This is a genomic window from Dehalococcoidia bacterium, assembly GCA_035574915.1.
Classification (GTDB): Bacteria; Chloroflexota; Dehalococcoidia; order DSTF01; family WHTK01; genus DATLYJ01.
This window is the reverse complement of the sequence record DATLYJ010000098.1, coordinates 1-23534: the sequence shown is the minus strand read 5'-3', so window position 1 is coordinate 23534 and position 23534 is coordinate 1. Positions and strand designations below refer to the sequence as shown.

Sequence of the window (23534 nt, the reverse complement as noted above, 5' to 3'; positions counted from 1 at the left end):
GCTGGCCTTTGGCGCGGGCCGCGACTTGGGAGAGTTCGTGGACCTCCACTCCCAGATCCGCGGCTCGCCTGACGATCGTCGGCGTATGGTGGGCATAAGGCTCGAGGACGAGGGCCGTGAGATGCAGGCCGGCTGCTGAGGGAACGACCTCCAACTGCTTATCGAAGTCGCGGGCCAGGATGGCGCGTATGAGGTGGTGGCGCTTTTCGTATACCGAGCGCAGCTTGCGGATATGGCGGGCGAACCCTCCCTGGTCGATGAACTCCGCCAGCGCGCCTTGCGCCGGAAGCGCAGAGTGCCAGTCCGTGACGTACTTTGCCTTGTAGACGGCGTCACGCAGGGCCGGCGGCGCGACGACAAAGCCCAGCCGTAGCGTAGGAAGCATCGTCTTCGAGAAGGAGCCGACGTAGATCACGCGGCCGTTGCGGTCCAAGGTCTGGAGCGGCTCGATTGGACGGCCGCCGAAACGAAACTCGCTATCGTAGTCATCCTCGACGATTGCCGCGTTATGCGCATCGGCCCAGGAGAGCAAGGCGAGGCGCCGCTGCAGGGACATCGCCATCCCCAACGGGTACTGATGCGATGGCGTCACGTAGACGAGTCGAGCCGTTTCCGGGAGCGCCGCTACGTCGAGGCCCTGCCTGTCGACGCGGACGCCGCGCACGGCAAGGCCTAGCGACCTGAAGAGCATGTCAGGCGGCATGTAGCCCGGCGCTTCAACGGCGATGACATCGCCCGGCTCAAGGATGACTCGAGCGATGATGTCGAGCGCTTGCTGGGTGCCGTTGGTGATCACAACGTCCTCGGGCAGCGCTTGGACGCCGCGTGAGATGCCAACGTGGCGAGCAATCGCCTCCCGTAGCCGCGCGTGGCCTGCCGGATGGCCGTAGACACCACGGCCGGGTGCCTCCGGCACCATATGACGCGCGATGAGGCGTCGCCAGGCGCCGTACGGGAAGAGCGTCGCGTCGGGCAGTCCCGTACGGAAGTCGTAGCGAGCCTCACGCGCGAACCCAGTCGCGAGAGAGACAGACTCCCAGACCGGGCGCGCCCTCAGCGGGCCTGTGGGCTGCCTGTCCGGAGCGTTGTGAGCAACCCGTGGAAGGTGGTCGCTGACGAAGGTGCCAGCGCCGACCCGCGAGACCACGAATCCCTCACCCCAGAGCCGGTCATAAGCCGCCGTCACTGTACCACGCGCCACCTTAAGGCGACGCGCCATCTCTCGTGTTGGCGGTAGCGGTTCGCGGGGCCGCAAGCGGCCGTCAAGTATCGCCTGCCGGAGCTGTCTGTGGATCGACGCACTGAGATTTTCCCGTCCGCCGAGGCTGACGTGTACCTCCATGCGCCTATGCTACGTGCCTGAAATTGGACTACTCAAGGACTACCGTGATTGGCCCTTTACTGATCCTCTGACCAATCTCTACTCTAGCTAAACGAGCCATGACGCAAGGGCGCGCACGTGAAGGCCGGGCAGGTGACCACCTGTCGTGATTAGTCAAGTCCTTAGTTCCGCCCAGCATGAGGGACCGTTGGTCCTAAGCCTTGCTTGACTTCGGCATCTACGAGCAGCCCAATGCGACGCTCGACCAGCCCGGACTTCCTGCCGCCGTCCTAGGCGCCATCGGCCTGCAAGATCGTGACAGCGATGGGAGCAACACTCAGTGACTCGATTCGCGACGCTAGACCAGTCATCCTCAGCTACATGAGACGGAGGTTACGTATGGGAGCAATACAAGTCCACGAATTCATGAGCCTCGACGGCGTGATCGACGCCCCGACATGGACATTCGAGTACGGTTTCGATCCTAAAATGGGAGAGGCGATCGGCAAGGTGACGGACCGCTGCCGCGGCATCCTCCTCGGACGCATTACTTATGAAATGTTCTGGCCCGCTTGGTCGAGGCGGACGGTAGAGGACGATCCCGGAGCGCCGTTCTTCAACAACACAGCCAAGTACGTCGTCTCGGCAACGCTCGCGAACCCGACCTGGAACAACTCGAAAGTCATCGGGCCTTATGACGCCGGCGCGATTCGCAGGCTGAAGCAGGAGGTAGATGGCGACCTTTATGTCAGCGGAAGCGGGACGCTGGTCCGAGCCATGCTAGCGGACCGCCTAGTCGATGAGTTGCACCTATGCGTGTACCCACTCACGCGCGGGCAAGGTCCGCGGCTTTTCGAGCCTGGGGCGGCGGCCTCAAAGTTCTCGCTCGCGGCCTGCGAGTCCTATGACAACGGCGTGCTCTACCTCAATTACCGCACAAACGCATGATGAGCGGCGATTTGATCGGCTTGACAGGTCACCATGGAAGGGTTGGCGAAACATGAAGCCGCAAGTAACGGCAATAACCATCGGGGTCGATGACCTCGAAAGGGCGCTCACCTTTTACCGCGACGGCCCCGGCTTGCCGACTCGCGGCATCTTCGGCACCGAGTTTGAGCATGGAGCTGTTGCCTTCTTCGAGATGCGCGATGGCCTAATCTTGGCGATCTGGGAACGTCGCAACCTGGCCTGGGACGCCGGCCTGCCCCAGAGCGCACCCAGCCCGACCGAATTCAGCCTCGGCTACAACGTAAACAGCCGCAAGGAAGTAGACGAAGTGATGGAGGAAGCGCGCAGGGCGGGGGCGCGAATCGTCAAGCCGCCACAGGACACGTTCTGGGGCGGTTACGCCGGCTACTTCCAGGACCCGGACCTACATCTATGGGAGGTCCTTTGGAACCCGGAGATAGTGGTTCCTGACTGAGGCGAGCGAGCCGAGGTCCGAAGGATCCGTGACCATGAAACTGATGACTACCGCGTTCGCCTCCGTGGACGAGGTGGGGGAAGCGATTAGCCCGCCGGACGGGCTAAATGGCTCGGTGCAGTGCTGTCTGCCTGCGCGGTCGACCGTCGGCCTGACAGCATCTGGTATCGACGGCGGAGAGACTTCAGTCCTGAGGAGATGCTCTTTTGAAAGTACCGCCTAATTCAGGTCAGGGGGCGGAGGCCATGCCCACGAGCAGACCTCTGACGATCACCATCGATCTCCAGGCGGACCCCGATTTGCAGTTGCGCGTCGATGTCTTCCAGGTCCCGGAGAGCGCGCGCGAAGAGTTTCATGGAGCCATGCGCCGCAGCCTCGCCTTCCTTGAGACTCTGCCGGGGTTCCGCGGCCACCTCGTACTGGAGAAGACGGGCGGGCCCACGGCCTTCAATGTCGCGACGATCGCAGTGTGGGAGAGCCCCGCGGCAGTCGCGGCGGCGGGCGAGGCCGTGCGGGCTTACTACCGGGAGATCGGCTTTGACCCGCAATTGTTCATGGCGCGACTCGGCGTCAGCGGCGAGATGGGCAATTTCCAGGCGCAGCGATCTGCATGGTAGCTGGACGCCAGCGCACTTCTCAGCGCATCCGAATCTGAAATGACTTCCGCGCGCCCCGATCCCGACAGCGACCGTCAGCAGTTGGCGCACGGTCAAGCCGGCGGAGTCCGACTGGAGAAAGTTGGAGCGGGTCGCTCGTGAGGCTGGCGGCGGACGCTGGCCGGCCCCTAAACTCAGGGCGCGCCCGCGCTCATTCCCCGGGCGGGCCCAGGAAGTCGCTTATCGCGCGCGCGATGCCTCGCGCGATGGCGTCGCGCCCGGCCTCGTCGGCGAGCACGCTGTTGTCGGCGGGGTTCGAGACGAAGAGCGCCTCCACCAGCGCGCCCGGCATCTGGGTGCCGCGGCCATTAGCGCGCTCGGCGAGGACATAGAGCTGGAAGCAGCGTCCATTGCGGTAGCGGAAGCACGCGTCGTCCTTGATGCCGCGGTCGACAGCGGGGTAGCCGTAAGCCCAGAGTTCGTCGAGGATGTAGCGCTGTAGCAGCCAGGCCAGGTCCAGGTTTTGCTGCCCGAAGGCGCGGTTGGGGTCGTACCAGACTTCGACACCACTCTGCGTCCGGTCCGACGAGCCGTTGGAGTGGATGGAGACCCACACATCGGCGCCGGCCGCGTTCGCCATGTCGATCCGCGCCTGGAGGTCTACCCGCGTCGGCGACCCGCCCACGGGCGGCAAGTTGGGGTCGGGGCTAACGCGCTCGTCCGTCCGCCGCACCACGAGCACGTTGAAGCCCTGGGCAATGAGCAGGGCCTCCACGCGCAGCGCCATGTCTAGGTTCGAGTGCTTCTCGACCACGCCGTTCCACGCCGCCCCGACCTCGTCCCCGCCGTGCCCGGGGTCGAGCGCCACCAGGCGCCGTGACTGGGGCGTGGCGGACTCGGCGCCGGTTGCATCTGACACCGCGTCCTGAGTCAGCGCCGGCCCCTCCGAGAGCGCCGGTGACGCGCCTCTAGCCGGGCCGAAGCCAAGCGTCGCAATGACCGCGGTAGCGCAGACGACTCCTGCCGCAACGTATAGAGCGCTCTTCAACGACACCCCCGGCTAATTGCGGAAGTTAGCGGAGGTGTGCCGTTCGAGACAAGTCCCGGGCCGCGGCCCTCGGATGCGCCCGCACGAACTTCGTCAGAGGTGTGTGAGTTTCCGGGCTCTGCCGAGGACGCGAGGCCGCCGTCTGGGCCAACTCCGGCATCTCTCACGGCGGAGCAGATCGCGCGGCCCGACGAGGTCCGCCTGATCCGCTACGACGGCGAGACTTTCGTGGCCCTCCAGGCGGCTATTGCCGCCTACGGCCGCACGACCAGGACCGGGGCCACGCCGCTGCGTATCACCGCCTCGCACACGCTGCCGTGTAGCGCGTGGTCCAGCCCGCCGCGGCCGTGCGTCGCCATGGCGATGAACAGCGGCCCCAGCTCGCGCGCGAACTCGACAATGCCGTGCGCGGGATTGTCGTCGAAGACCACCTCCGCCTTCACGGTGAGGCCTTCGTTACGCAGTATCAGGCCGCGGTCCATCAGGTACTCGCGCGCCTCTGCGCGACTCGCTTCCAGGGCCTGGGCTTCGTCCTCGGCGTAGGGCGGCGTGATCGGCTCCATCACGGCCACGGTGGAGCCCGCCACGACCGGCAGCTCATAACCGGTGGTCGACCGTCTGCGGGCCTCCGGGTAGTGAAGCACGGTGAGCAGGACGATCACGTCGTTCGGCCGGACGATCGCCGGCAGGTACTTGAGCACTGCCTCCGAGAGCGCGGACCCGTCGAGGGTGGCAAGAATAGTACGGTCCATGGCCGGCCTCCCATATTCTTTAGGAGAATGTGTCGGTTGGCGCCGGGCTTACCAAGTGCCAAACGGACGGTGCCGAACAGCCTCGTTGGGCCGGGCGTCGCACTTCCGTGACACTGGCCGGCCTGGGTGTTAGCTTATTCGAGCAGCACAAGGAGGGGACCGTGAAGTTTGGCCTTTTCTACGAGCTCCAACTCCCGAAGCCTCTGGACGCGGACCAATGGGACCCGGACGCCGAACGGCGCATATATCACGAGATGCTCGACCAGGTCGAGCTGGCGGACAAGCTGGGTTTCGACTACGTCTTCGAAGTGGAGCATCACTTCCTGGAGGAGTACTCGCACTCCTCGGCGCCGGAGATGATGATGGCCGCCCTCTCCCAGCGGACGAAGAACATCCGCCTCGGCCACGGCATCGTGCTGACGCCGCCACCCTACAACCCGCCCGCCCGCGTCGCGGAGCGCATCGCCGCCCTCGACATCCTGTCGAACGGCCGCGTCGAATTCGGCACCGGCGAGTCCTCCTCGGACATGGAGCTCGGCGGCTTCGGCGTCGACCGCGGGCTCAAGAAGGCGATGTGGGAAGAGGCCACGCGCGAGATCGCGAACATGATGGTCCAGACTCCTTACCCCGGCTTCAAGGGCGAGTTCTTCAGCATGCCCGAGCGCAACGTCATCCCGAAGCCGGTGCAGAAGCCCCACCCGCCGATCTGGGTCGCCGCCTCGCGCCGCGAGACGACCATGGTCGCCGCGCGCCTGGGCATCGGCTCCCTCGGCTTCGGGTTCGAGACCCCGGAAGAACTCGGGGAGCGGGCTGAGCACTACTACGAGCTCGTGCGGGAGGAATGCATGCCCATAGGCCACGCGATCAACCCCGCGCTGGCCGTCCTCTCCTCCTTCATGTGCGCCCCGACCGACGAGGAAGCGGTCCACCGCAGCCGCAACGGGCCCGGCTTCTTCTCCTACTCACTCGGCTACTACTACAACCCGATGACCGGCAGCCGCCACCAGCCCGGCCGCGCCAACATTTACCGCCAGTTCATGTCCCTGCCCCAGGAGGAGCGCGACGGCCGCGAAACGTTGCGCCAGGCGCGTCTCCTCAGCCGGGAGGAGATCGCCGAGAAGGAGCCGGAGGACGAAGTGCAGCGGGCCCTCTTCCGCGCTGCCCGCAGCGGCCAGGCGATCGGGTCGCCGGACACGATCCGTAAGAACATCCAGAAGTACGAAGACCAGCACCTGGACGTGCTGATCCTCGTCGCCCAGAGCGGCGACCGGAAGCACGAGGACATCATGGAGGCCATCGACCTCTTCGGCCGGAAGGTGCTGCCGGACTTCAAGGACCGCCACGAGACCAAGCAGCGCAAGTGGCGGGAGAAGCAGCTCGACAACGTTGAGTTCCCCGTGAACTCCTCGATTTAGGAGCCGGAAGATGGCCCGCCCCGACCAGATCGCGGACCCTGAACTCCGCTCGCAGATCGAGGCCGCGCGCACTCAGATGCGCTCGGGGGACGGCACGGCCGCGGTCCACACCCTCGTGGATGCGTTCCTCTATATGCTCCGGAAGAGGCCGGAGCTGCTCGAGGTCGGCGCCCCGGGGCGCTTTGGCCAAATGCCGGTCATCATGCGCTGGCCCAACCTGGGGGCCAACCTGTCGCGCGAGTCAGTGATGGCGAAGGCGCCCCAGATCGAGTTCGTGCGCGACCACTTCGCCGTCAGCGAAGCCATCACGTACTACGAGTTCACTCTGGAGACTGCAGTATCCCAGGGCCTTTAGCGGCTCCAGGCCGATCGCCCGGCCCGGGGCGACCACTCCGCCTCGAATCGCGGCGCGGCGGCTCCGGCTCCGGCCGCCCGTGTTTGCGGTCCTCCGCCGCGCCTTTCTTTACCCTACCCAGGCCCTTTCGTATATTGGCCGCGATGACACTCAGGTCGGCGGCCATTCCGTGAGCGCCTTCAGCGTCCCGATCGAATTAGGCTCGATGGACGGTGGCCGCTGGGAGCGCTTCGAGGCCCTCGTCGATACCGGTTCCAGCTACACGTCCATCCCAAGGGACGCCCTGGCCCGGCTCGGCGTCCGGCCGCGCTTTCGCCGCCGGTTCCGCATGGCCGACGAGCGCGTGATCGAGCGCGATGTCGGCTCCGCTCTCGCCCGGCTCGGCGGCCAGGAGGTCCCCACCGTCGTGGTCTTTGCGGAGGAAGGCGGCCAGCCGCTGCTTGGCGCCGTCACCCTGCAGGAGTTCGGCCTTGGGGTCGACCCCCTCGGCCAGCGGCTGATACCCGTCGAAGGCCTGGCAAAGACAAGCTTCTACGGCGCCGCGCGCACTACGGAGGCAACCCTCGAAGTCCGGCGCCTCCTGGACGGACTCGTGCCCGGCCATGGCGACCTCCTCGAGGCGCTGCACCGCATCCAGCACCACTACGGCTACATACCAAAGGCCGCCATCCCTGCCGTGGCCCAGCACCTCCGCATCACCGAGGCGCGGGTATACGGCGCTATCAGCTTCTACTCCGAGTTCCGTGAGACTCCTCCGCCGGAGGTCACCATCTCCTGGTGCAGCGGCCCCGCCTGCTTCATCAAGGGCGGCGAGAATATCAAGCTTGTGCTCGAGAACATGCTCGGCTGCTCCCTGGGCGAGAGCACCCCGGACAACAAGGTCGGCCTCCATCTCGGCCAGTGCAACGGCACCTGTGACAACGCCCCCCAGGTCTGGGTCAATGGCAAAGTCATCGGCCCGCTCACTGCCGCCGAGACCGTGGACCTGGTCCGCAAGGTCCTGGAAGGCCGCATTCCTGTCCGCAAGGCAGACCTGGAATGACCCTCCTCAGGACCGCCCGGCGCCTCCCGTTCAGCAACGCCCGGTGCCTCGAGGGGTCCGCCTCTCCGTCGACGACGAAGGCGCAGGAGGGTGAGGTTTGACGCTCGCCGACCTCGTCCGCCAGGCCGACCCCGCCCGCCGCCGCATCGAGGCGCTCGACAAGCCCCGCATCGCCGTCTGTATCGACACGTCGAGCATCGCGAAGGGCGCTCTCGAAACGCTGGCCGCCATCCGCGATGAAGTCAGCCGCCGCGGCCTCGACGTCAATGTGGACCAGGTAGGCGGCAACGGGCTGTCCTTCGCCAACCCCGTCGTCATCGTCCAGCAGCCGCCCTCGGCCTCCGACCCCCACGGCGCCAGGATCGTTTACCAGAAGGTCTTCCCTGAGGAAGCAGCCGCCTTCGTCGAGTCCGTCCTCGTGAGGAAGGAGGCGTATGACCGCTGGACGCTTGGCGCCTTCCACGGCTCGCCAGGGGCGCACGTGCCGGACATGGACAGCTTCCCCTGGTGGAGAGTCCAGGTACGCCGCCTCATGCAGGACATGGGAGAGATCGACCCCGAGAACATCGACGAGGCCCTGGTGCGCGGCGCCTACAGAGGCCTGGAGCGCGCGATGACGATGACGCAGGAGGAGGTCATCGCCGAGGTCATCGCCTCCACCCTCGGCGGCCGCGGCGGCTCCTACTTCCCCACAGGGCGCAAGTGGGACTTCCTCCGCACCTCCACTTCGACGCCAAAGTCGATGGTCTGCAACGCCGACGAAGGCGACCCCGGCGCCTGGCTCAACCGCATGACCATGGAGAACGACCCTCACAGCCTGATCGAGGGCATGATGATCGGCGGCTGGGCGACAGGCGCCTGGCACGGTTACATCTACATCCGCGAGGAGTACCCGCTCGCCTTCGAGCGCATGAAAAAGGCGGTCGAGCAGGCCTACGAGAAGGGCATCCTCGGCAAGAACGTCCTCGGCAGCGACTGGTCTTTCGAGATGGAAATTGTCCGGGGCGCGGGCAGCTATGTCTGCGGCGAGGAGTCTGGCCTCATCGCCTCCATCGAGGACTCGCGAGGCATGCCGAAGATCCGTCCGCCCTTCCCGGCCGCGTCCGGCGTCTTCGGCGAGGGCTCCAACGTCAACAACGTCGAGAGCTATCACACCGCCACCTGGGTGCTGCGGCACGGCGTCGAGAAGTGGAAGGAGGTCGGCACCGCGCGCAACGCCGGCACGAAGATGTTCTGCGCCTCCGGCGACGTCGAGCGCGTCGGCTGCTTCGAGCTGCCGTTCGGCACACCGCTCCGGACGCTACTGGAGGTCTGCGCCGGAGGCGTCCCCGGTATGGGCAGGGTGAAGGCCATCCAGATCGGCGGGCCCCTCACCGGGATCACGCCCGACTTCTACCTCGACCTCGGCATGGAGGCTGAGGTCTACCGTGAGAACAAGCTTGGCTCCCTCGGGGGTGGCGGCTTCGTCTTCATGGACGAAGGGTCCTGCGTGATTGACGTCCTCTCCCAGATCCACTGGTTCGTCGAGGACGAGTCCTGCGGGCGCTGCACCACCTGCCACGGCGGCAGCCAGCGCATGGTCGAGATCCTCCGGCGCATCAAGCGCGGCGGTGGCCGCGAGTCCGACATCCCGAAGATGCGCCTGCTCTGCGACACACTCCGCAACGCCAACTGCCAGCACGGCCAACTCGCCCCCGTGACCATCCTCCACGCCCTCGACTGGTTCATGGACGAGCTCGAAGAGCACATTTACGACCGGCGCTGCCGCGCCCGGGTCTGCAAGGGCCTCGTCGAGTACCAGATACGCCTGCCGCAGGACCCGAACCTTCCGAAGGCCGCCGACTACTGCCCGACGAGCGCCATCGTCCAGGAGGATGGCGTCTGGGTGATCGACCAGGACCTTTGCGTGCGCTGCAACGCCTGCAAGGAGATCGCCCCGGAGGCGGTTACGGTCATCGACCGCTTCCCTGCCGGCATCGGCCCCGCCCCCGAACCCATCTCCGTCCAGCCCGCCGAACGCTAACAGAGTGCCGGCCCGCTGCCGCCGTACGCGCGGCGCGGCCCGCAGCGACGAACACGACGACTGGCGCTTCGAGATTCCGCCTGATCGGGCGGTCGAAGGCCATCTCCGGATCCGAACGGCAGAGGTGAACGATGCTGAAGTGCCCCCTCTTCCGGCCGTGAGCGCGCCAGGGCCAGGACGTCCGGAAGTCTGGCCGTAAGGAACCTGATCGCTGACGGCGGCGATTAAGCGGCCGCCACTGACTCCTTGGGGTTGGGGCCGTACTGGTTCACGCCCGGGTCGCTGTCCTGCACGAAGAAGATTATCAGCACGATGGCGCCCAGGACCGGGATCAAGCCTATGAGCAGCCACCAGCCACTGCGGTTGGTGTCATGCAAGCGCCTCACACCTACCGCCAGGCTCGGGATGAGCACGGCAAGGCCATAAAGGCTCCCCAGGACGCCGACGGACCCTTCGATGCCGAGGATGGCGGTGTCGATTATCGCCAAGCCAATCGAGATCAAGAGGTTGATGAGCGCAAACATCCAGTACTCTGCGCGCCGAGCCCGGCCGCTGAAGTCGGCGTATTTGCGCAGGACCGCCATGTAGTAATCCATGACCACTCCTTCCCGAATCCCCGGCCAGTCGGGCAATACTAGCGGACGCAGGAGCCGTACGTCGCTGGCCAGAGGCGCCGACTCGTCGCAAGGCGGGAGGGCACACTACATGCGCTCGGGTGCTTCCATGCCCATGAGGCCCAGGGTGCGGGCCAGCGTGATCTTCGCGGCGGCGACGAGGCGGAGGCGGGCGCGGGCCAGCGCCACTTCGGCCTCCGAAGGCGTGCGTTCGCGGCCCTCGTCGTCCAGGTAGCGGGGCATGACGCGGCAGCGCTCGTAGAACTCGTGGAAGGCCGTCGCCAGATCCATGGCGTAGTGAGGCAGGTGGTGGGGCTCGTGCGACTCGGCGATGGACTCGATCAGCTCCGGCAGCAGGAGCATCTTGCGGATCAGTGCCATCTCCGCGGGGTCGGTCAGCAGCGATACGTCGCCGCCTTCCGGGCTCAGGTCGCGCTCGGCCGCCTGCGTGAGGATGCCGGCGATGCGGGCGTGGGCGTACTGAACGTAGTAGACGGGGTTCTCGCTCGACTGCTTCTTCGCCAGGTCGAGGTCGAACTCCATCTGGGAATCGGCGGAGCGAGAGAGGAAGAAGAAGCGGCAGGCGTCCTTGCCAACTTCGTCGACGACCTCGCGCAGGCTGATGACGTTGCCGGCGCGCTTCGATAGGCGGCCGGCGGAGTCGCCCCTGCGGACGCTCACGAGCTGGCCGATGATGATCTCCAGCCGTCCCTCCGGCACGCCGAGGGCCTGCACCGCCGTCTTCACTCGCGAGACGTGACCTTGATGGTCGGCGCCCCAGATGTCGATGACCTTGTCGAAGCCGCGGATCATGAACTTGTCGTAGTGGTAGGCGATGTCGGAGGCGAAGTAGGTGGGCGCGCCGTTCGATCGGATGATGACGTTGTCCTTGTCCTCGCCCAGGGCGCTGCTGGCGAACCAGACGGCGCCTTCCTTCTCGACGACCGCACCCTGCTGCTTGATCAGCTTCATCGCCGTCTCGAACGTATTGCTCTCCTCGTACAGGGAAGACTCGAAGAACCAGACGTCGTAGTGCACGCCGATGGCGGCCATGTCGTCGCGGATACGGTCGACCATCTTGGCGATGGCCAGGCGCTTCAGCTCCGCCGGAGTCTCCTGACTCGAGAGGAAGCGGTCGCCGACCTCATCCCGAATCTGTTCGGCAATTTCCCCTACGTAGTCGCCGTGATAGCCGTCCGCCGGCGGCTGGGCGTCCTTGCCGAAGAGCTGGAGGTAGCGGGCGAAGACGCTGTCGGCGAAGAGCGCCGCCTGGGTGCCGGCGTCGTTGACCAGGTACTCGCGCTCTACCTCGTAGCCGGCGGCTTCGAGGACGCGGGCAAGGGAGTCGCCGATGGAGGCCCAGCGGCCGTTGCCGACGTGCAGGGGGCCTGTCGGGTTGGCGCTGACGAACTCGATCTGGACGCGCTGGCCCTTCCCAAGCGAGCTGGAGCCATACTTCTCGCCCGCGGCGATGATCGCGTTGACCTGGGAGGCGAGCCAGCGGTCCTGAAGGCGGATATTTATGAACCCGGGCGGGGCGACTTGCACCTCGCCGACCGGTTCCGTGATTGGCAGGTGGCGGGCGATGGCCTCGGCCAGGGCCAGGGGCGCCTGGCGGGCCGTGCGGGCGAGGCGCATGGGCAGGCTGGAGGCGTAGTCACCGTGCTCCGGCCGGGCGGGACGCTCGACGGCAGGCTCCGGAAGGCCGACGGGCGGTATCTCGCCCGCGGCCTGGGCTGCTTTCGCGGCCTCATCGACAAGGCGAGCGATTTCGCTGCGGATTGTCATCCCTGCACCTCTATCCCGCCCCCAAAACCAGACTGCCCTTCGATGAAGGGCAGTTCACAACCCCGGCCCCTTCCGGCGCGCCTGGTGGCGGCGGGAAGTGAATCACCCTTCCGGAGAAGGGCGACGCAGAGAGTCTACGTCGCGCAGGCAACCGCGACAAGGTGCATCCGGCATCCGCCCCGGCCGCTGGGGCCTTAGCCGAGCGCGGCGATCTTAGGCGTGTCTTTCCTCATATCGGCCGCAGTCCGCCTGAGCCGCCGTATTATCTCCGCGAGCGGCTGCGGTGCCCCCACGTGGGGCTCCAGTTGCGTCACCAGGTTCTCGATCCTGCCGGCGGTCCCGCCAACCTTACCCCAGACGAGGCTACCGCCTTCAACCAGGTCCTTGGCCTGTCTGACTTCTGCCCCTGCCTGCCGGAGCGCGGCCAGCGCCAGCAGCGGGATCAATCCCTGCCTGAGCGAGCCGGCACTGCTCTGGACGTACTCGATCGCTTTGCACCAGTGCTCGCCGGCCGAAAGCTTCTTGGCGGCAGCTGCCTTTTTCGCGGACTTTGGCTTCGAGAAGTAATCGAAGTAGAGGCCGCCTCCGACGAAACGCCATGGCTCGTAGGCAGCCCCCGAGTACGGCCAGCCGTGCGCGGTCGAGGCCTCCCCGGCTTCGGGAGTCTCGGCGGGCGCCTCCTCCTCTGGCGCAGCTTCCTTCTGCTGGAGCTCCGGGAACTCGGAGGCAGTGCTCTGCATTGAGACAGCGACATCCTCCAGGTCCGAGGCAACTTCTAGCAATGGGCGGAGAACGCCGGCATGCGGCTGGAGCATCAGGACCGAGGAATCGAGAGTGCCGGTTGCGCCGTATACCGCGTAGAGGAGTTCGCCCGTGGCCTGTTGGCGGGGCAGCTCATCGACCAGCGACGTCAGTTGGTCGCCCTCGGCCGCTGCGGCCTGCAGCAGCCGAAGCGCCGCCTCGGGGTCCGGGGACTTCTGGTCCAGGAGGGAGATTGCCGCCTCGACGTTCGCCAGGATGCTGTTCCACACCGGCAGCATCTTGGCGCCGGGCGCCCGTGCCTGCACGGCCCCGGCCGCAGGCGCCTGGCCCTGCAGCCCGCCGAACACGGCGGAACCAACGTCTGCAAGCTGCTCCGCGGCGCCGCCGACCAGGCCGCCAACGCCGGACGCTATCTGCTTCCCTTGCTCGATCAGTATGCGCTTCTGCGCCTCGGAAAGTAGCCCGGCGATGCCGGTGAGTCCTGTCTTCTCCTCCTCCTGAGGCCCGGCCTCGCCGGAGAAGATCGACGCGACCCCGGAGAGCTGGTCGACGGCGCCGCCAACGAGACCGCCGACTCCTGAGGCGACTGCCTTTCCCTGCTCCACGAGCATCTGCCCCTGCACTTGCTTGATGGCTCCCGCGAGGCCGCCCAGACCGCCGCCGGCCTCGCCGGCCTGCTGGCCGGGCGATTCAGGGCCTGCTTCGCGGCGTTGCCTCGCCGAGTCCAACAAGGCCTGCTGCCAGGGCTGCAATGCTGCTCCCCCGGGGTGCTTTGCCCACCACTGCTCGTCCGTTTTCTCCCTGTAGACCTGCGCTCCGCCAATGGAGGCGACGCCGTGATTCTTTCCGAGGAGCCTCGCCAGAGTGTGATTTCCCATCTGGCGCTGCATGGCGGCGAGCGCGGCCGGCAAGGCCTGCTGGGCGAGGTGGTCAGAGGGAGGGCGAGCGCGGCGACGTTTCGGGCGCCGGGCGACTGGGCCCACGGTCCTCGCCATCGCCTCAAGTCACCTCCCGGACGGACGTCCCGGCGAGGGCAGGGTACCAGACACTCCATCGCGTTGCTACAGGGCGGTGACGCCATGGCACGCCCGTGGTTGCGCCGCTAGCTTGCGGCGAAGGGGAAGGCGCGTGCCTCGACCAGCGCCAGCAGCTCCTCGACGGCAAGACGCGCGTTGCGGACGAGGGACTCCGGGTAGCCGAAGCGCACGCGGGCCTCCTCGAACTCATCCTCGTCCCTCACGTCAGCGCTGAGACCGCCCTCGTGTGCGTCGACGAAGACGTCGAGCTGGAGGTCACAGTAGTGGAGGTTCTCGCCGTCGAACTCCGCCGGCGTGGCGATGTTGCAGTAGTAGCCCCGCAGGCCGCCGCCCCGGGGGTGGTCGAGACGGATGACGTTGTACCAACGGTCGGCCCAGTAGTGGCCGCGGGCGTGGTAGGGGGAGGCCCAGGGGCCGGTGCGAGTGGCCACCTCCGTGCCCGCGAAGGTCTGGGTGACGATGAGGCCGTTACGCTCCATGACCAGGAACGCCGGGTGGAACCAGTGCGGGTCGCCGGCGTAGGAGGTGCCCCGGATCTGGATCGTGCGGCCGATGGCTTCCACCGGCCGATTCTGCCGCGCTGCCGCCGAGGACTGCAAGAGAAGTGCGCGGCCGGGCGACACCGCTGATTGCAGATGAAGACGGCGGGCACGAGAGGAGGGGCTTCGGACGCCCGCGGCCCTAGCTGACTTCGCCCGTGACGATACGCTTGGCGCGCGCTACCGCCGTCGCCAGGATGGCATGCTCGGGCAGTTGCAGGCCCGGGTCGAGGTCGAGGATGGCCCTGGCCTCCTGACGGGCGGTCTCGATGAGGCGGATGTCGGAGAAGTCGGCAGCCTGGAACTCGGGTAGTCCGCTCTGGCGAGTCCCGAAGTAGTCGCCCGGGCCGCGGAGGCGTAGGTCGGCCTCGGCCAACTCGAAGCCGTCGCTCGTGCGCTCGAGCACCTGGAGACGCTCGCGGGCCGCGTCCGAGGGCTCCTCGGCCAGGAGGAGGCAGTAGCTCTGCCCGGCGCCCCGCCCGACGCGGCCGCGGAGCTGGTGCAGCTGGGCGAGGCCAAAGCGGTCGGCGCCGTCGACCAGCATCACGGTCGCATTCGGGATGTCGATGCCGACCTCGATCACGGTCGTGGCGACGAGGATGTCGTACTTGCGGTCGCGGAAGTCGCGCAGGACGCGGTCCTTTTCGGCGGAGGGCATGCGGCCGTGAAGGAGGGCGAGGCGCAGGTCGGGAAAGACCTCCCGCGACAACATTTCGTATTCCCGGGTCGCGGCCTTCGTCTGAAGGGCCTGGGACTCCTCGACCAGGGGGCAGACGATGAACGCCTGGCGGCCGTCCCGGACCTGGGAGCGGATGAAGTCGTAGGCTTCGCGACGCTCGCCGGGAGGCACCCAGCGCGTCTCGACCGGCTGGCGTCCGGGCGGCAGCTCGTCAATGACGGAGACGTCGAGGTCGCCGAAGAAGGTGAGCGCGAGGGTGCGCGGGATCGGCGTCGCGGACATGACCAGGAGGTGCGGCGTCTGATAGCCGGCGTTGGCGGCACGCTCACGGAGGGCGGCGCGCTGCATGACACCGAAGCGGTGCTGCTCGTCGACGATCGTGATCCCGAGGCGGTGGAAGGTGACGCCTTCCTGAATCAGGGCGTGGGTGCCGACGGCGACGTCGACTTCGCCGGCGGCTAGCGCCCGCAGCGCCTCGCGGCGGCCGCGGCCCGACAGCGAGCCGGTCAGGAGTTCGATGCGCAGAGGCCGGCGTTCGGCGAACTTGACGCGACCGAGGAGGTCCGACAGGGTGCGATAGTGCTGCTCCGCCAGGATTTCCGTCGGCGCCATGATCGCCCCCTGGTAGCCGTTGGCCGCGGCGACGACGAGAGCGGCGCCGGCCACGGCCGTCTTGCCGCTGCCGACATCGCCCTGGAGGAGGCGGGCCATGGGCCGGCTGGAGGAGAGGTCGCGGGCGATCTCGCCGATAACGCGCTCCTGGGCGCCGGTCAGGGCGAAGGGCAGGGCGGAGCGGTAGACGTCGATGACGCCGCGGGTGTCGAAGACCGGGGCACGCCCCTCCTGCCAGGCCAGGCGGCGATCGAGGACGGCCAGCTGGACGCAGAGCAACTCCTCGAAGGCCATCCGGCGCCGCGCTTCGCGGTAGTCCTCCATGGTGTCGGGGTAGTGCATCTGGCGCAGGGCCTCGGTGATGCCGGGGAGCCTGTGCCGGCCGCGAAGGTCCTCGGGGAGTGCCTCCGGGACAAGAGCAGCGAAGCGGTCGACGGCCTCCTTGACGATGCGGCGCAGCACGCGCTGGCTGAGGCCCTGGGTCAGCGGGTAGACGGGCACAATGCGGCCGGTGTGGGTCAACTCTTCACCCTGAAGGCGCTCCCATTCGGGCGACTCCATGGTCTTGAGCCCGTTGAAGAGGCTCACCTTGCCGGAGAGGACAATACGGTCGTCGGGCTTGAGCTGATCGGCAAGATAGGTCTGGTTGAACCAGACGACGCGCATGGTGCCGGTGCCGTCGTGGACCTTGGCCTCCGTGCCGTGCATGCGGCCGAGGCGCACGATCTGGGCCTGGAGCACCTGGACGGCGCAGGTCTGCTCCTCGCCCGGGCGTAGCTCGGCGATGGTGCGGATGTCGGCGAAGTCGTTGTGGCGGTTGGGGAACAGGTAGAGGACGTCGCGGACGGTGCGCAGGCCCATTTTGGCGAGGCGGGCAGCCGTGGCGGCGCGGACTCCCTTGATGGCGCTAGCCGGCCAGTCGAGTGGGCTCGACTCGGGGTCGGGCCGCGGCGGGGCGGCGGGCCCCTGTGGCTTCGACGCGGCCTTCGCCGGCCTGGCAGCAGGCTTGCGCACTGGCTGGGCCGTCAGCGCCTTGCGGATCCAGTCGCGGCGCTCGCCAGCGGGGAGCGCGCGGTAGCCGCGGGGGAGCCTCGGGACGGAGTCGAGGACGGCGGCGACGGCCGGGTCGGCGCGGGCGCGCTCGAGGTAGCGGTCCAGCCCCCCGATGACAGCGGAGTCGTCACAGCCTTTGGACAGCTCGAACCGGAGGATGCGCCGGAGCTGGGCGACTGTTTCCGGGACAGCAGGCCGGTGCGGGCCGCGGGCGGGAGTGCGGGGTGCAGCCGTGCGGTTCAAGACCTGTCTCTTGGCGTAGGATACGCTGCGCTGCGGGCGGGCGGCCAGCCCTGAGTGGAACGGAGGTTCTGCGGCGGGGACAATGAGCACCGATTGCGATGCTGCGCGCGGGCGCGCTGAGAAAGGCAGGAGGGCATGCTCTTCGTTTCGATGCTGACGTCGGACCGGGCGCGGGATGCGGAGCTGTGGGCCGTGATCTGGCAGGGTAAGGCGCCGCCGAGTCTAAAGTTGCACGCTGCCTATAACCTGGCCGGCAACAAGCGCCTGTTCGTCTGGGAGGGGGAATCGGCAGCGGACCTGCAGTTCATGGACCGGTTCAACTACGTCGGTGTGCTGGAGACTTTCGCGGCCTTCGACAGGACGGCGGGCTGGCAGCAGGCGTTCGCGGGCGACCTCGAGGGCTTCCGGGCGAACCTGGAGGGGCGGGGCGCGCCGCGCGAGCGCATCGAGGCGGCGATGGACTTGCGCAGCCGCGGGCACTACGCGCCGACACTCCAGGCGGCGATGCGGGAGGGCCGCGAGTGGGCGGAGCGCCAGGCTAACAACCCGCTGGCCGCGGATTAGCGGCAACGCCAGGGAGCCCAGCCGCCGGCGCGGTCGTAGATGATGCGAGCGGCCTGGAAGTGGATGGCCTCGTCGGTGACCAGCTGTTCCCAGGTCCAGCCGTTCATGGCCGCGAAGTAGGGCTCCCACGTGGACCGGTTCAGCTGCATTGGCCCGCCGTTTTCGGCTTCCAGGCTGAAGGTGTCCGGGTGGTCGCCGGCCTGGCTCTCGCAGACCAGGATGCGCACGGCCGTCTCGGGATCGTGCGGCCATGTGGCCTGGGCGAGGGCGATCAGGCGCTCGCGGGTCGGCACCACGGGCGGCGGCGGTGGCTCCGGCGCAGCGAGGACGTGGAGCGTGACGCCAGCGACGGGGGTGGTGGCGACGTAAGCCTGGGGTACTTCTGTGAAGGCGGAGATGCTGTCAGCCGAGTGAAGGAGCGCCGAGACGACCAGGAGCACTCCCGTAAGCTGACGCGCCGCCGGCCGCGCGAACCTCAAGTCTGGAGGGCGCGTTCATGCCTCGCTGAATCAGTCATGTCGTTACCTCCCTGCAATCAGGGCGCGGTCGATAGGCGCCCGGCTGCCGTCCGGGCTACCGCGCGAGTCTACTGATGGCGCCACTCAGGCGTCGCTTAGTCGTAGGACATAAACGTTGCTAACGCCTGAACGTTTCGTGTGTGGCGAAGCGAAATGCTATCTGGGACGTCAGTTTGGCACGCCCCATCCTTACGGTCAAAAACGCGCGCTTTGAGTTATGGTAGTTTCGTTGACCGGTTACGCTTGACTACTTACGGACAACGTAAGTGTGACTAAGCCAGCGCTTTCCCGTGGCGTCGTCTCGCCAGGCGCGGATGACCGAGGCGCCGGCGGCCATGACTTCGGCCTCGAAATCAGCCGGGGAGATTGCGTGCATCTCCATGCCACGCAGGCGCGCCCGGAGGGACGACGGCAGGAGGGCCGTGAGCAGGCCGGCCGGGGTGCGCGCCGCGCGGGATGGCGCCTGGAGCACGGCTACGCCTTCGGGCGCGAGGAGGCGCACGATTTCGGCGACGTAGCCCAGGGCAAGGGACGGCTTCATGTGCTGTAACGTGACATAAGAGACGGCGAAGTCGAAACTAGCGGCCTCCAGGCCGCGGAGGTCGGGCGCCTCGTTGAGGAGATAAGTAACGCGGCCAGGGTAACGGTTGTAGCGTTCGGCTCCTTCGATCATGGAGGGCGCAATGTCGACGCCGACGACGGAGTCGAAGTGCTCGGCGAGGGCTTGCGTGAGGCGGCCAAGGCCGCAACCGAAGTCCAGGGCGCGGCCGCGACGGAAGCTGATCCCTTCGTCATCCAGACGCTGGAGGAGGGCTTCGACCTGGCGCCGGCCGGTCGCGAAGAACTGGTCGTGGTCCCAGCGGTTGCCGCGCTTGCCGGGAGCGGAGAGAACGGCCCCGTAGGGGTCGGAGCGGCCGAGGCGGTCCCAGGCGCGGCGCACGCGGTCGAGGTCGGAAGACGCTGGCGTCATCCTCGAGGGGCGAGGTCGCCGAGGCGCTGGATGATTGCGGCGACGTGACGGGTACCGAGCAGGAAGTCCTGCAGGCGAATGTTCTCGTCAGGGGCGTGGGCGCGGCCGTCCGGATTGGAGATGCCGGCGGAGGCCACTGGTACGCCGAGCGTGTGCATCAGGGGGTGGAGCGGCTGTGTCCCTGCGCCGTTCGGGACGGTAACCGGCTCGAGGCCGTAGACCTCACGGGCCGCGGTGCGCACGACTTCGACGAAGGGATGCGACGCATCCGAGCGGGCGGGGTATTCGCCGTCTGAGGCAGCGATCTCGACGTCCTCGAATCCCTGGGCGTCCAGGTGGCGGCGCAGCCTGGCGACGATGTTGGCCGGCTCCTGGTCGGGCACGAGGCGGAAGTCGAGCTTCGCCATGGCCTCGGCGGGAAGGACGGTCTTCGTGCCGGGGCCCTGGTAACCGGAGCCCATGCCGTTGATCGTGCAGGTCGGCTCGAAGGCGAGGCGGCGCTGGTACTCGTAGCCGCGAACGGAGCGCACGAAGTCCTTCATACCCATGCGGCGCAACGTTTCCTCCTCCTCCGGCGGCACGCCGCGCAGGAACTCCTCCTCGAGAGGAGTTGGCGGCCGGACCTTGTCGTAAAAGCCGGGGATGAGGATGTTCTCGTCAGGGTCCTTGAGACTGGCGAGGGCCCAGACCAGGCGCCAGGCGGCGTTGGGATACGTGGCGCCGAGGGAGGAGTGGGCGTCGCGCAGGGCCGTGCGCACGCGGAGCTCGACGCTGACTATGCCCTTTACGCCGAGGCTGATCAGGGGGCGACCGCTAGTGTGGACGCCGCCACCTTCGTGCAGGCAGACGTCCGCCGCGAGCCGCTCGCGGTGGGAATGCACGAACTCGAGGAGCCTGGGGCTGCCGATCTCCTCATCTCCTTCGACGAGGAACTTGATGGTTACAGGCGGAGCGCCGCCGTTCGCCTGCCGGACGGCCTCGATGGCGAGGAGGCGAGAAATGAGGTGGCCCTTGTTATCGCTGATGCCTCGCGCGTAAAGGGTGTCGCCGTCGCGCCGCATTTCGAATGGCGGGGCTGTCCACAACTCGAGCGGCTCGGGCGGCTGGACGTCGTAGTGGTTGTAGAGGAGGAGAGTGTAGGCCGACCGGCCTGGTATCTCGCCTACGACGACCGGGTTTCCGGGCGGCTCCTTTTCGAGCACTTCCGCCGTGGCGCCGGCGTCCTCCAGCAGGCGCTTCACGAAGGCCGCGGTCTCCGGGATCGCCTGTCCCTGGGCGGCGACGCTGGGCAGGGCGACGTATCGGCGCAGGCGCTCGATGGCTTCATCGAGGTGGCTGTCGATGTAAGCGGCGACGTCGGTCATATCACCCTCCCGTCCCGTGCAGCCGAGATGATAGCGCACGGCAGCTGCGGGCACGCTTGCGGGACATCAGACGCCGCCCCTGGCGGAGTCTCGTACCTCCTGCCAGCGCCCGCCGGCCCCGGGAAGGCGTTCGCTATGCGGTTTTCACGACGCCGCGGCCGATCATGTAATCGGGCCGCATGACACCGGCCTATAATCGGATCGGATGGCCCGCCGGGCCTCGCTCGGGACGGAGGACCCCATGGTCCGCACTCCTCCCCGGTCGGAGGGCGTCGCCGCTCACGTCGGCCTCACGGACGCCCAGTTGCGCGACATGTACTACCACATGCTGGTGTCGCGGCAACTGAACGACCGGATGATGATCCTCAACCGCCAGGGCCGGGCAGCTTTCGCCGTAACGGGCCAGGGCCATGAGGCCTGCCAGGTGGGGAGCGCGTACGCGCTGCGGCCCGGCAAGGATTGGGTGCTGCCCTACTACCGCGACGTGGGCGTCGTGCTGGCGCTGGGCATGAGCGCGCGCGAGATCATGCTGCACTTCCTGGCCCGGGCCGACGACCCGAACTCCGGCGGCCGCCAGATGCCGAACCACTGGAGCTACCCGAGGTTACGGATAATCACGCGGGGCAGCCCCGTCGGCACTCAGATGCCGCATGCCGCCGGGATCGCGCTCGCGTCGAAGATGCGCGGCGAGGACGACGTGACGATCGCATATTTCGGCGAGGGGGCGACGAGTCAGGGCGACTTTCACGAAGGCCTCAACTTCGCGGCCATACACAAGCTGCCGTGCATCTTTTTCTGCGAGAACAACGGCTACGCGATTACGGAGTCGGCGGAGAAGGAGATGCCGATCAAGAACGTCGCCGACCGGGCGCGCGGCTACGGCTTGCGCGGGCACACCGTGGACGGCAACGACGTGACGGCCGTGTACCAGACGACGCGGATGGCGGTCGAAGACTGCCGCCGCGGCCGAGGGCCGGTGCTGATCGAAGCGAAGACCTACCGCCTGGTGCCTCACTCGAGCTCGGACGACGACCGGCGCTATCGCACGCGCGAGGAGCTGGCGGAGTGGATCAAGCGCGACCCTCTCGACAGGCACCGCCTCTACCTCGAGGAGCACGGCCTGCTCACCAGCGCCGAGGCGGAGGAGTACAAGGCGCGGGCGGAGGCCGAAGTGCGCGATGCGCTTGCCTATGCCGAGGCCCAGCCCGAGCCGGAGCCAGAGTCCGTCTACCGGCACGTGTTCTTCGAGCCGGAGAGCGCGGGCGGGGGCGGCGCGCGATGACCCTGAAGCAGTACGCGGAGGCCATTCACGACGCGCTCGACCAGGAGATGGGTGCGGACGAGCGCGTCTTCGTCCTGGGAGAGGACGTGCAGCAGGGTGTCTTCCGCATCACGGAAGGGCTGGCAGCGAAGTACGGCGCCCGGCGGGTCATCGACATGCCGCTGGCGGAGTCGAGCATCGTCGGAGTGGCGATCGGGGCGGCGTTCAACGGCATGCGGCCGGTGGCGGAGATACAGTTCGCGGACTTCATCTTCCCGGCGATGAACCAGCTGGTGAGCGAAGCGGCCCGCATCCGGTATCGGTCCAACGGAGGGTGGGGCTGCCCGATTGTCGTGCGGGCGCCCTTCGGGGGCGGTATCTCTGGCGCGCTCTACCACTCGCAGTCGGTGGAGGCCTTCTTCATGCACGTGCCAGGCTTGAAGGTCGTGGTGCCGTCTACGGCCGCCGATGCCGCAGGACTGCTGCGCAGCGCGATCCGGGACGAGGACCCGGTGCTCTATTTCGAGCACAAGCGCGCCTACCGGCTGGTCAAGGACGAAGTCCCGGAGGGCGACTACCTGGTGCCGATTGGTCCGGCGGAGGTGCGGCGCGAGGGTGACGACCTGACGGTGTTTACCTACGGGTTCATGGTGCACGAAGCGCTCCAGGCGGCGGAGACGTTGAGTGCCGAGGGCATCGAGGCCTGCGTGGTCGACCTGCGCACGCTGGCCCCGCTGGACAGGGAGACAATCCTCGACCGGGCGCGACAGACGGGAAAGATCCTCATCGTGCACGAGGACAACATCACGTGCGGCGCCGGCGCCGAGGTCGCGGCCCTGATCGCGCAGGAGGCGTTCGAGAGCCTGGACGGCCCGATCACACGCCTGGCGGCGCCGGACGTGCCGGCCTTCCCCTATAACCGCGGGCTGGAGGAGCATTGCCTCCCCAACGCCGAGAAGATCGCAGCGGCCATGCGGGAACTGGCCGCGTACTGAGCGGCCGGAGCGGGACATGGCTGAAGAAGCGCTGATCATGCCGAAGGTCGGTGAAAGCGTCACCGAAGGCACAGTCCTCAAGTGGCTGAAGGAAGACGGCAGCGACGTCGAGGTCGATGAGCCGGTGGTGGAGGTCGAGACGGAGAAGGTGAACGTCGAGATACCCTCGCCCTGGGCCGGAAAGCTGAGGATCGTCGTCCAGGAAGGCGACAAGGTCAAGGTCGAAGAGCCGCTGGCTTACATCGAGACGTCCGGGGTAGCGGCGGACAGGCCCGGCCCGGCGGCCCGGAGCTCGGCCCCCGAGCCAGCGCCTGCGGCCGCGGGCGCCCCGCGCGGCATGGCGCCGCGTGCGGAGGTGGGTGGGCCATCGGGCAACGGCAGCCGCGCGACGCGCTATTCCCCGGCGGTCCTGAACCTCGCGCGCGAGCATGGTGTCGACCTGAGCCGGATTACGGGCACGGGCCTCTTCGGCCGGATCACACGCAAGGACGTCGTGCGCTACCTGGAGGCGCAGAAGGCCGGCGCGGAGAAAGAGCCGGCTCGCGCGCCAGCGGCCGCCG

The 23534-nt window shown here is 67.5% G+C and carries 22 protein-coding genes; 11 read left to right on the top strand and 11 right to left on the bottom strand.

Annotated features, from left to right (window positions below):
• A partial coding sequence (locus VNN10_09360) for a PLP-dependent aminotransferase family protein (protein ID HXH22226.1) occupies positions 1 to 1342 on the bottom strand: 1342 nt, incomplete at its 3' end.
• Positions 1343 to 1720: 378 nt separating this feature from the next.
• Here VNN10_09360 and VNN10_09355 point away from each other — a divergent pair.
• The 3 genes from VNN10_09355 (at position 1721) to VNN10_09345 (ending at position 3361) form a co-directional block, all read left to right on the top strand.
• Positions 1721 to 2269: a dihydrofolate reductase family protein gene (locus VNN10_09355; protein HXH22225.1), complete on the top strand. Its 549-nt coding sequence runs from the start codon at positions 1721 to 1723 to the stop codon at positions 2267 to 2269.
• Between the two features lie 52 nt (positions 2270 to 2321).
• A complete protein-coding gene (locus VNN10_09350; protein HXH22224.1) occupies positions 2322 to 2744 on the top strand; it encodes a VOC family protein in 423 nt (140 codons plus the stop codon).
• Between the two features lie 245 nt (positions 2745 to 2989).
• Complete coding sequence (locus VNN10_09345) at positions 2990 to 3361, top strand: antibiotic biosynthesis monooxygenase (GenBank protein HXH22223.1); 372 nt, start codon at positions 2990 to 2992, stop codon at positions 3359 to 3361.
• 190 nt (positions 3362 to 3551) lie between these two features.
• On the opposite strand, the gene VNN10_09340 is transcribed toward VNN10_09345, so the two are convergent.
• Entirely contained in the window at positions 3552 to 4388 is an 837-nt protein-coding gene (locus VNN10_09340; GenBank protein ID HXH22222.1) for an N-acetylmuramoyl-L-alanine amidase, read from the bottom strand.
• A 254-nt stretch (positions 4389 to 4642) separates the two neighbouring features.
• The gene (locus VNN10_09335) at positions 4643 to 5140 is read right to left on the bottom strand and encodes a universal stress protein (GenBank protein ID HXH22221.1); all 498 of its coding nucleotides are present in this window, start codon (positions 5138 to 5140) and stop codon (positions 4643 to 4645) included.
• A 161-nt stretch (positions 5141 to 5301) separates the two neighbouring features.
• On the opposite strand from VNN10_09335, the gene VNN10_09330 reads away from it, so the two are divergent.
• The 4 genes from VNN10_09330 to VNN10_09315 all read left to right on the top strand — a co-directional run bounded on the left by VNN10_09330 (position 5302) and on the right by VNN10_09315 (position 9975).
• Positions 5302 to 6555 carry an LLM class flavin-dependent oxidoreductase gene (locus VNN10_09330; protein ID HXH22220.1) on the top strand — a complete coding sequence of 418 codons (1254 nt, stop codon included), beginning with the start codon at positions 5302 to 5304 and terminating at the stop codon, positions 6553 to 6555.
• A 10-nt stretch (positions 6556 to 6565) separates the two neighbouring features.
• Entirely contained in the window at positions 6566 to 6910 is a 345-nt protein-coding gene (locus VNN10_09325) for a hypothetical protein (GenBank protein HXH22219.1), read from the top strand.
• A gap of 205 nt (positions 6911 to 7115) precedes the next feature.
• Positions 7116 to 7952 carry an NAD(P)H-dependent oxidoreductase subunit E gene (locus VNN10_09320; protein ID HXH22218.1) on the top strand — a complete coding sequence of 279 codons (837 nt, stop codon included), beginning with the start codon at positions 7116 to 7118 and terminating at the stop codon, positions 7950 to 7952.
• A 97-nt stretch (positions 7953 to 8049) separates the two neighbouring features.
• Positions 8050 to 9975: an NADH-ubiquinone oxidoreductase-F iron-sulfur binding region domain-containing protein gene (locus VNN10_09315; GenBank protein HXH22217.1), complete on the top strand. Its 1926-nt coding sequence runs from the start codon at positions 8050 to 8052 to the stop codon at positions 9973 to 9975.
• Positions 9976 to 10199: 224 nt separating this feature from the next.
• Here the strand turns inward: VNN10_09315 and VNN10_09310 are convergent, their stop codons facing one another.
• The 5 genes from VNN10_09310 to recG all read right to left on the bottom strand — a co-directional run bounded on the left by VNN10_09310 (position 10200) and on the right by recG (position 17302).
• A complete protein-coding gene (locus tag VNN10_09310; GenBank protein ID HXH22216.1) occupies positions 10200 to 10571 on the bottom strand; it encodes a DUF805 domain-containing protein in 372 nt (123 codons plus the stop codon).
• Positions 10572 to 10676: 105 nt separating this feature from the next.
• Positions 10677 to 12377, bottom strand: a complete 1701-nt coding sequence (gene argS / locus VNN10_09305; GenBank protein ID HXH22215.1) for an arginine--tRNA ligase — start codon at positions 12375 to 12377, stop codon at positions 10677 to 10679.
• A 194-nt stretch (positions 12378 to 12571) separates the two neighbouring features.
• Complete coding sequence (locus VNN10_09300) at positions 12572 to 14134, bottom strand: hypothetical protein (protein HXH22214.1); 1563 nt, start codon at positions 14132 to 14134, stop codon at positions 12572 to 12574.
• Between the two features lie 107 nt (positions 14135 to 14241).
• Positions 14242 to 14739 carry a DUF402 domain-containing protein gene (locus VNN10_09295; GenBank protein ID HXH22213.1) on the bottom strand — a complete coding sequence of 166 codons (498 nt, stop codon included), beginning with the start codon at positions 14737 to 14739 and terminating at the stop codon, positions 14242 to 14244.
• Between the two features lie 118 nt (positions 14740 to 14857).
• Positions 14858 to 17302, bottom strand: coding sequence for an ATP-dependent DNA helicase RecG (gene recG, locus VNN10_09290; GenBank protein ID HXH22212.1), 2445 nt, complete (start codon positions 17300 to 17302; stop codon positions 14858 to 14860).
• A 135-nt stretch (positions 17303 to 17437) separates the two neighbouring features.
• On the opposite strand from recG, the gene VNN10_09285 reads away from it, so the two are divergent.
• Positions 17438 to 17866 carry a hypothetical protein gene (locus VNN10_09285; protein ID HXH22211.1) on the top strand — a complete coding sequence of 143 codons (429 nt, stop codon included), beginning with the start codon at positions 17438 to 17440 and terminating at the stop codon, positions 17864 to 17866.
• Here the strand turns inward: VNN10_09285 and VNN10_09280 are convergent.
• From VNN10_09280 to VNN10_09270, 3 genes are all read right to left on the bottom strand, one after another.
• The gene (locus VNN10_09280) at positions 17863 to 18345 is read right to left on the bottom strand and encodes a hypothetical protein (protein HXH22210.1); all 483 of its coding nucleotides are present in this window, start codon (positions 18343 to 18345) and stop codon (positions 17863 to 17865) included. The two genes, VNN10_09285 and VNN10_09280, sit on opposite strands and share 4 nt — an antisense overlap.
• A 286-nt stretch (positions 18346 to 18631) precedes the next feature.
• Positions 18632 to 19354 carry a class I SAM-dependent methyltransferase gene (locus VNN10_09275; GenBank protein ID HXH22209.1) on the bottom strand — a complete coding sequence of 241 codons (723 nt, stop codon included), beginning with the start codon at positions 19352 to 19354 and terminating at the stop codon, positions 18632 to 18634.
• On the bottom strand, positions 19351 to 20718 hold the full coding sequence (locus tag VNN10_09270; GenBank protein ID HXH22208.1) for a M20/M25/M40 family metallo-hydrolase: 1368 nt from the start codon (positions 20716 to 20718) through the stop codon (positions 19351 to 19353). The genes VNN10_09275 and VNN10_09270 overlap by 4 nt, the downstream gene beginning before the upstream one ends.
• Positions 20719 to 20959: 241 nt before the next feature.
• On the opposite strand from VNN10_09270, the gene VNN10_09265 reads away from it, so the two are divergent.
• The 3 genes from VNN10_09265 to VNN10_09255 all read left to right on the top strand — a co-directional run.
• Positions 20960 to 22000 carry a thiamine pyrophosphate-dependent dehydrogenase E1 component subunit alpha gene (locus VNN10_09265; GenBank protein HXH22207.1) on the top strand — a complete coding sequence of 347 codons (1041 nt, stop codon included), beginning with the start codon at positions 20960 to 20962 and terminating at the stop codon, positions 21998 to 22000.
• Positions 21997 to 22974, top strand: coding sequence for an alpha-ketoacid dehydrogenase subunit beta (locus tag VNN10_09260; GenBank protein ID HXH22206.1), 978 nt, complete (start codon positions 21997 to 21999; stop codon positions 22972 to 22974). Before VNN10_09265 ends, VNN10_09260 begins: the two co-directional genes overlap by 4 nt.
• A gap of 16 nt (positions 22975 to 22990) precedes the next feature.
• On the top strand, positions 22991 to 23534 hold a 544-nt coding region (locus VNN10_09255), incomplete at its 3' end, for a biotin/lipoyl-containing protein (protein ID HXH22205.1).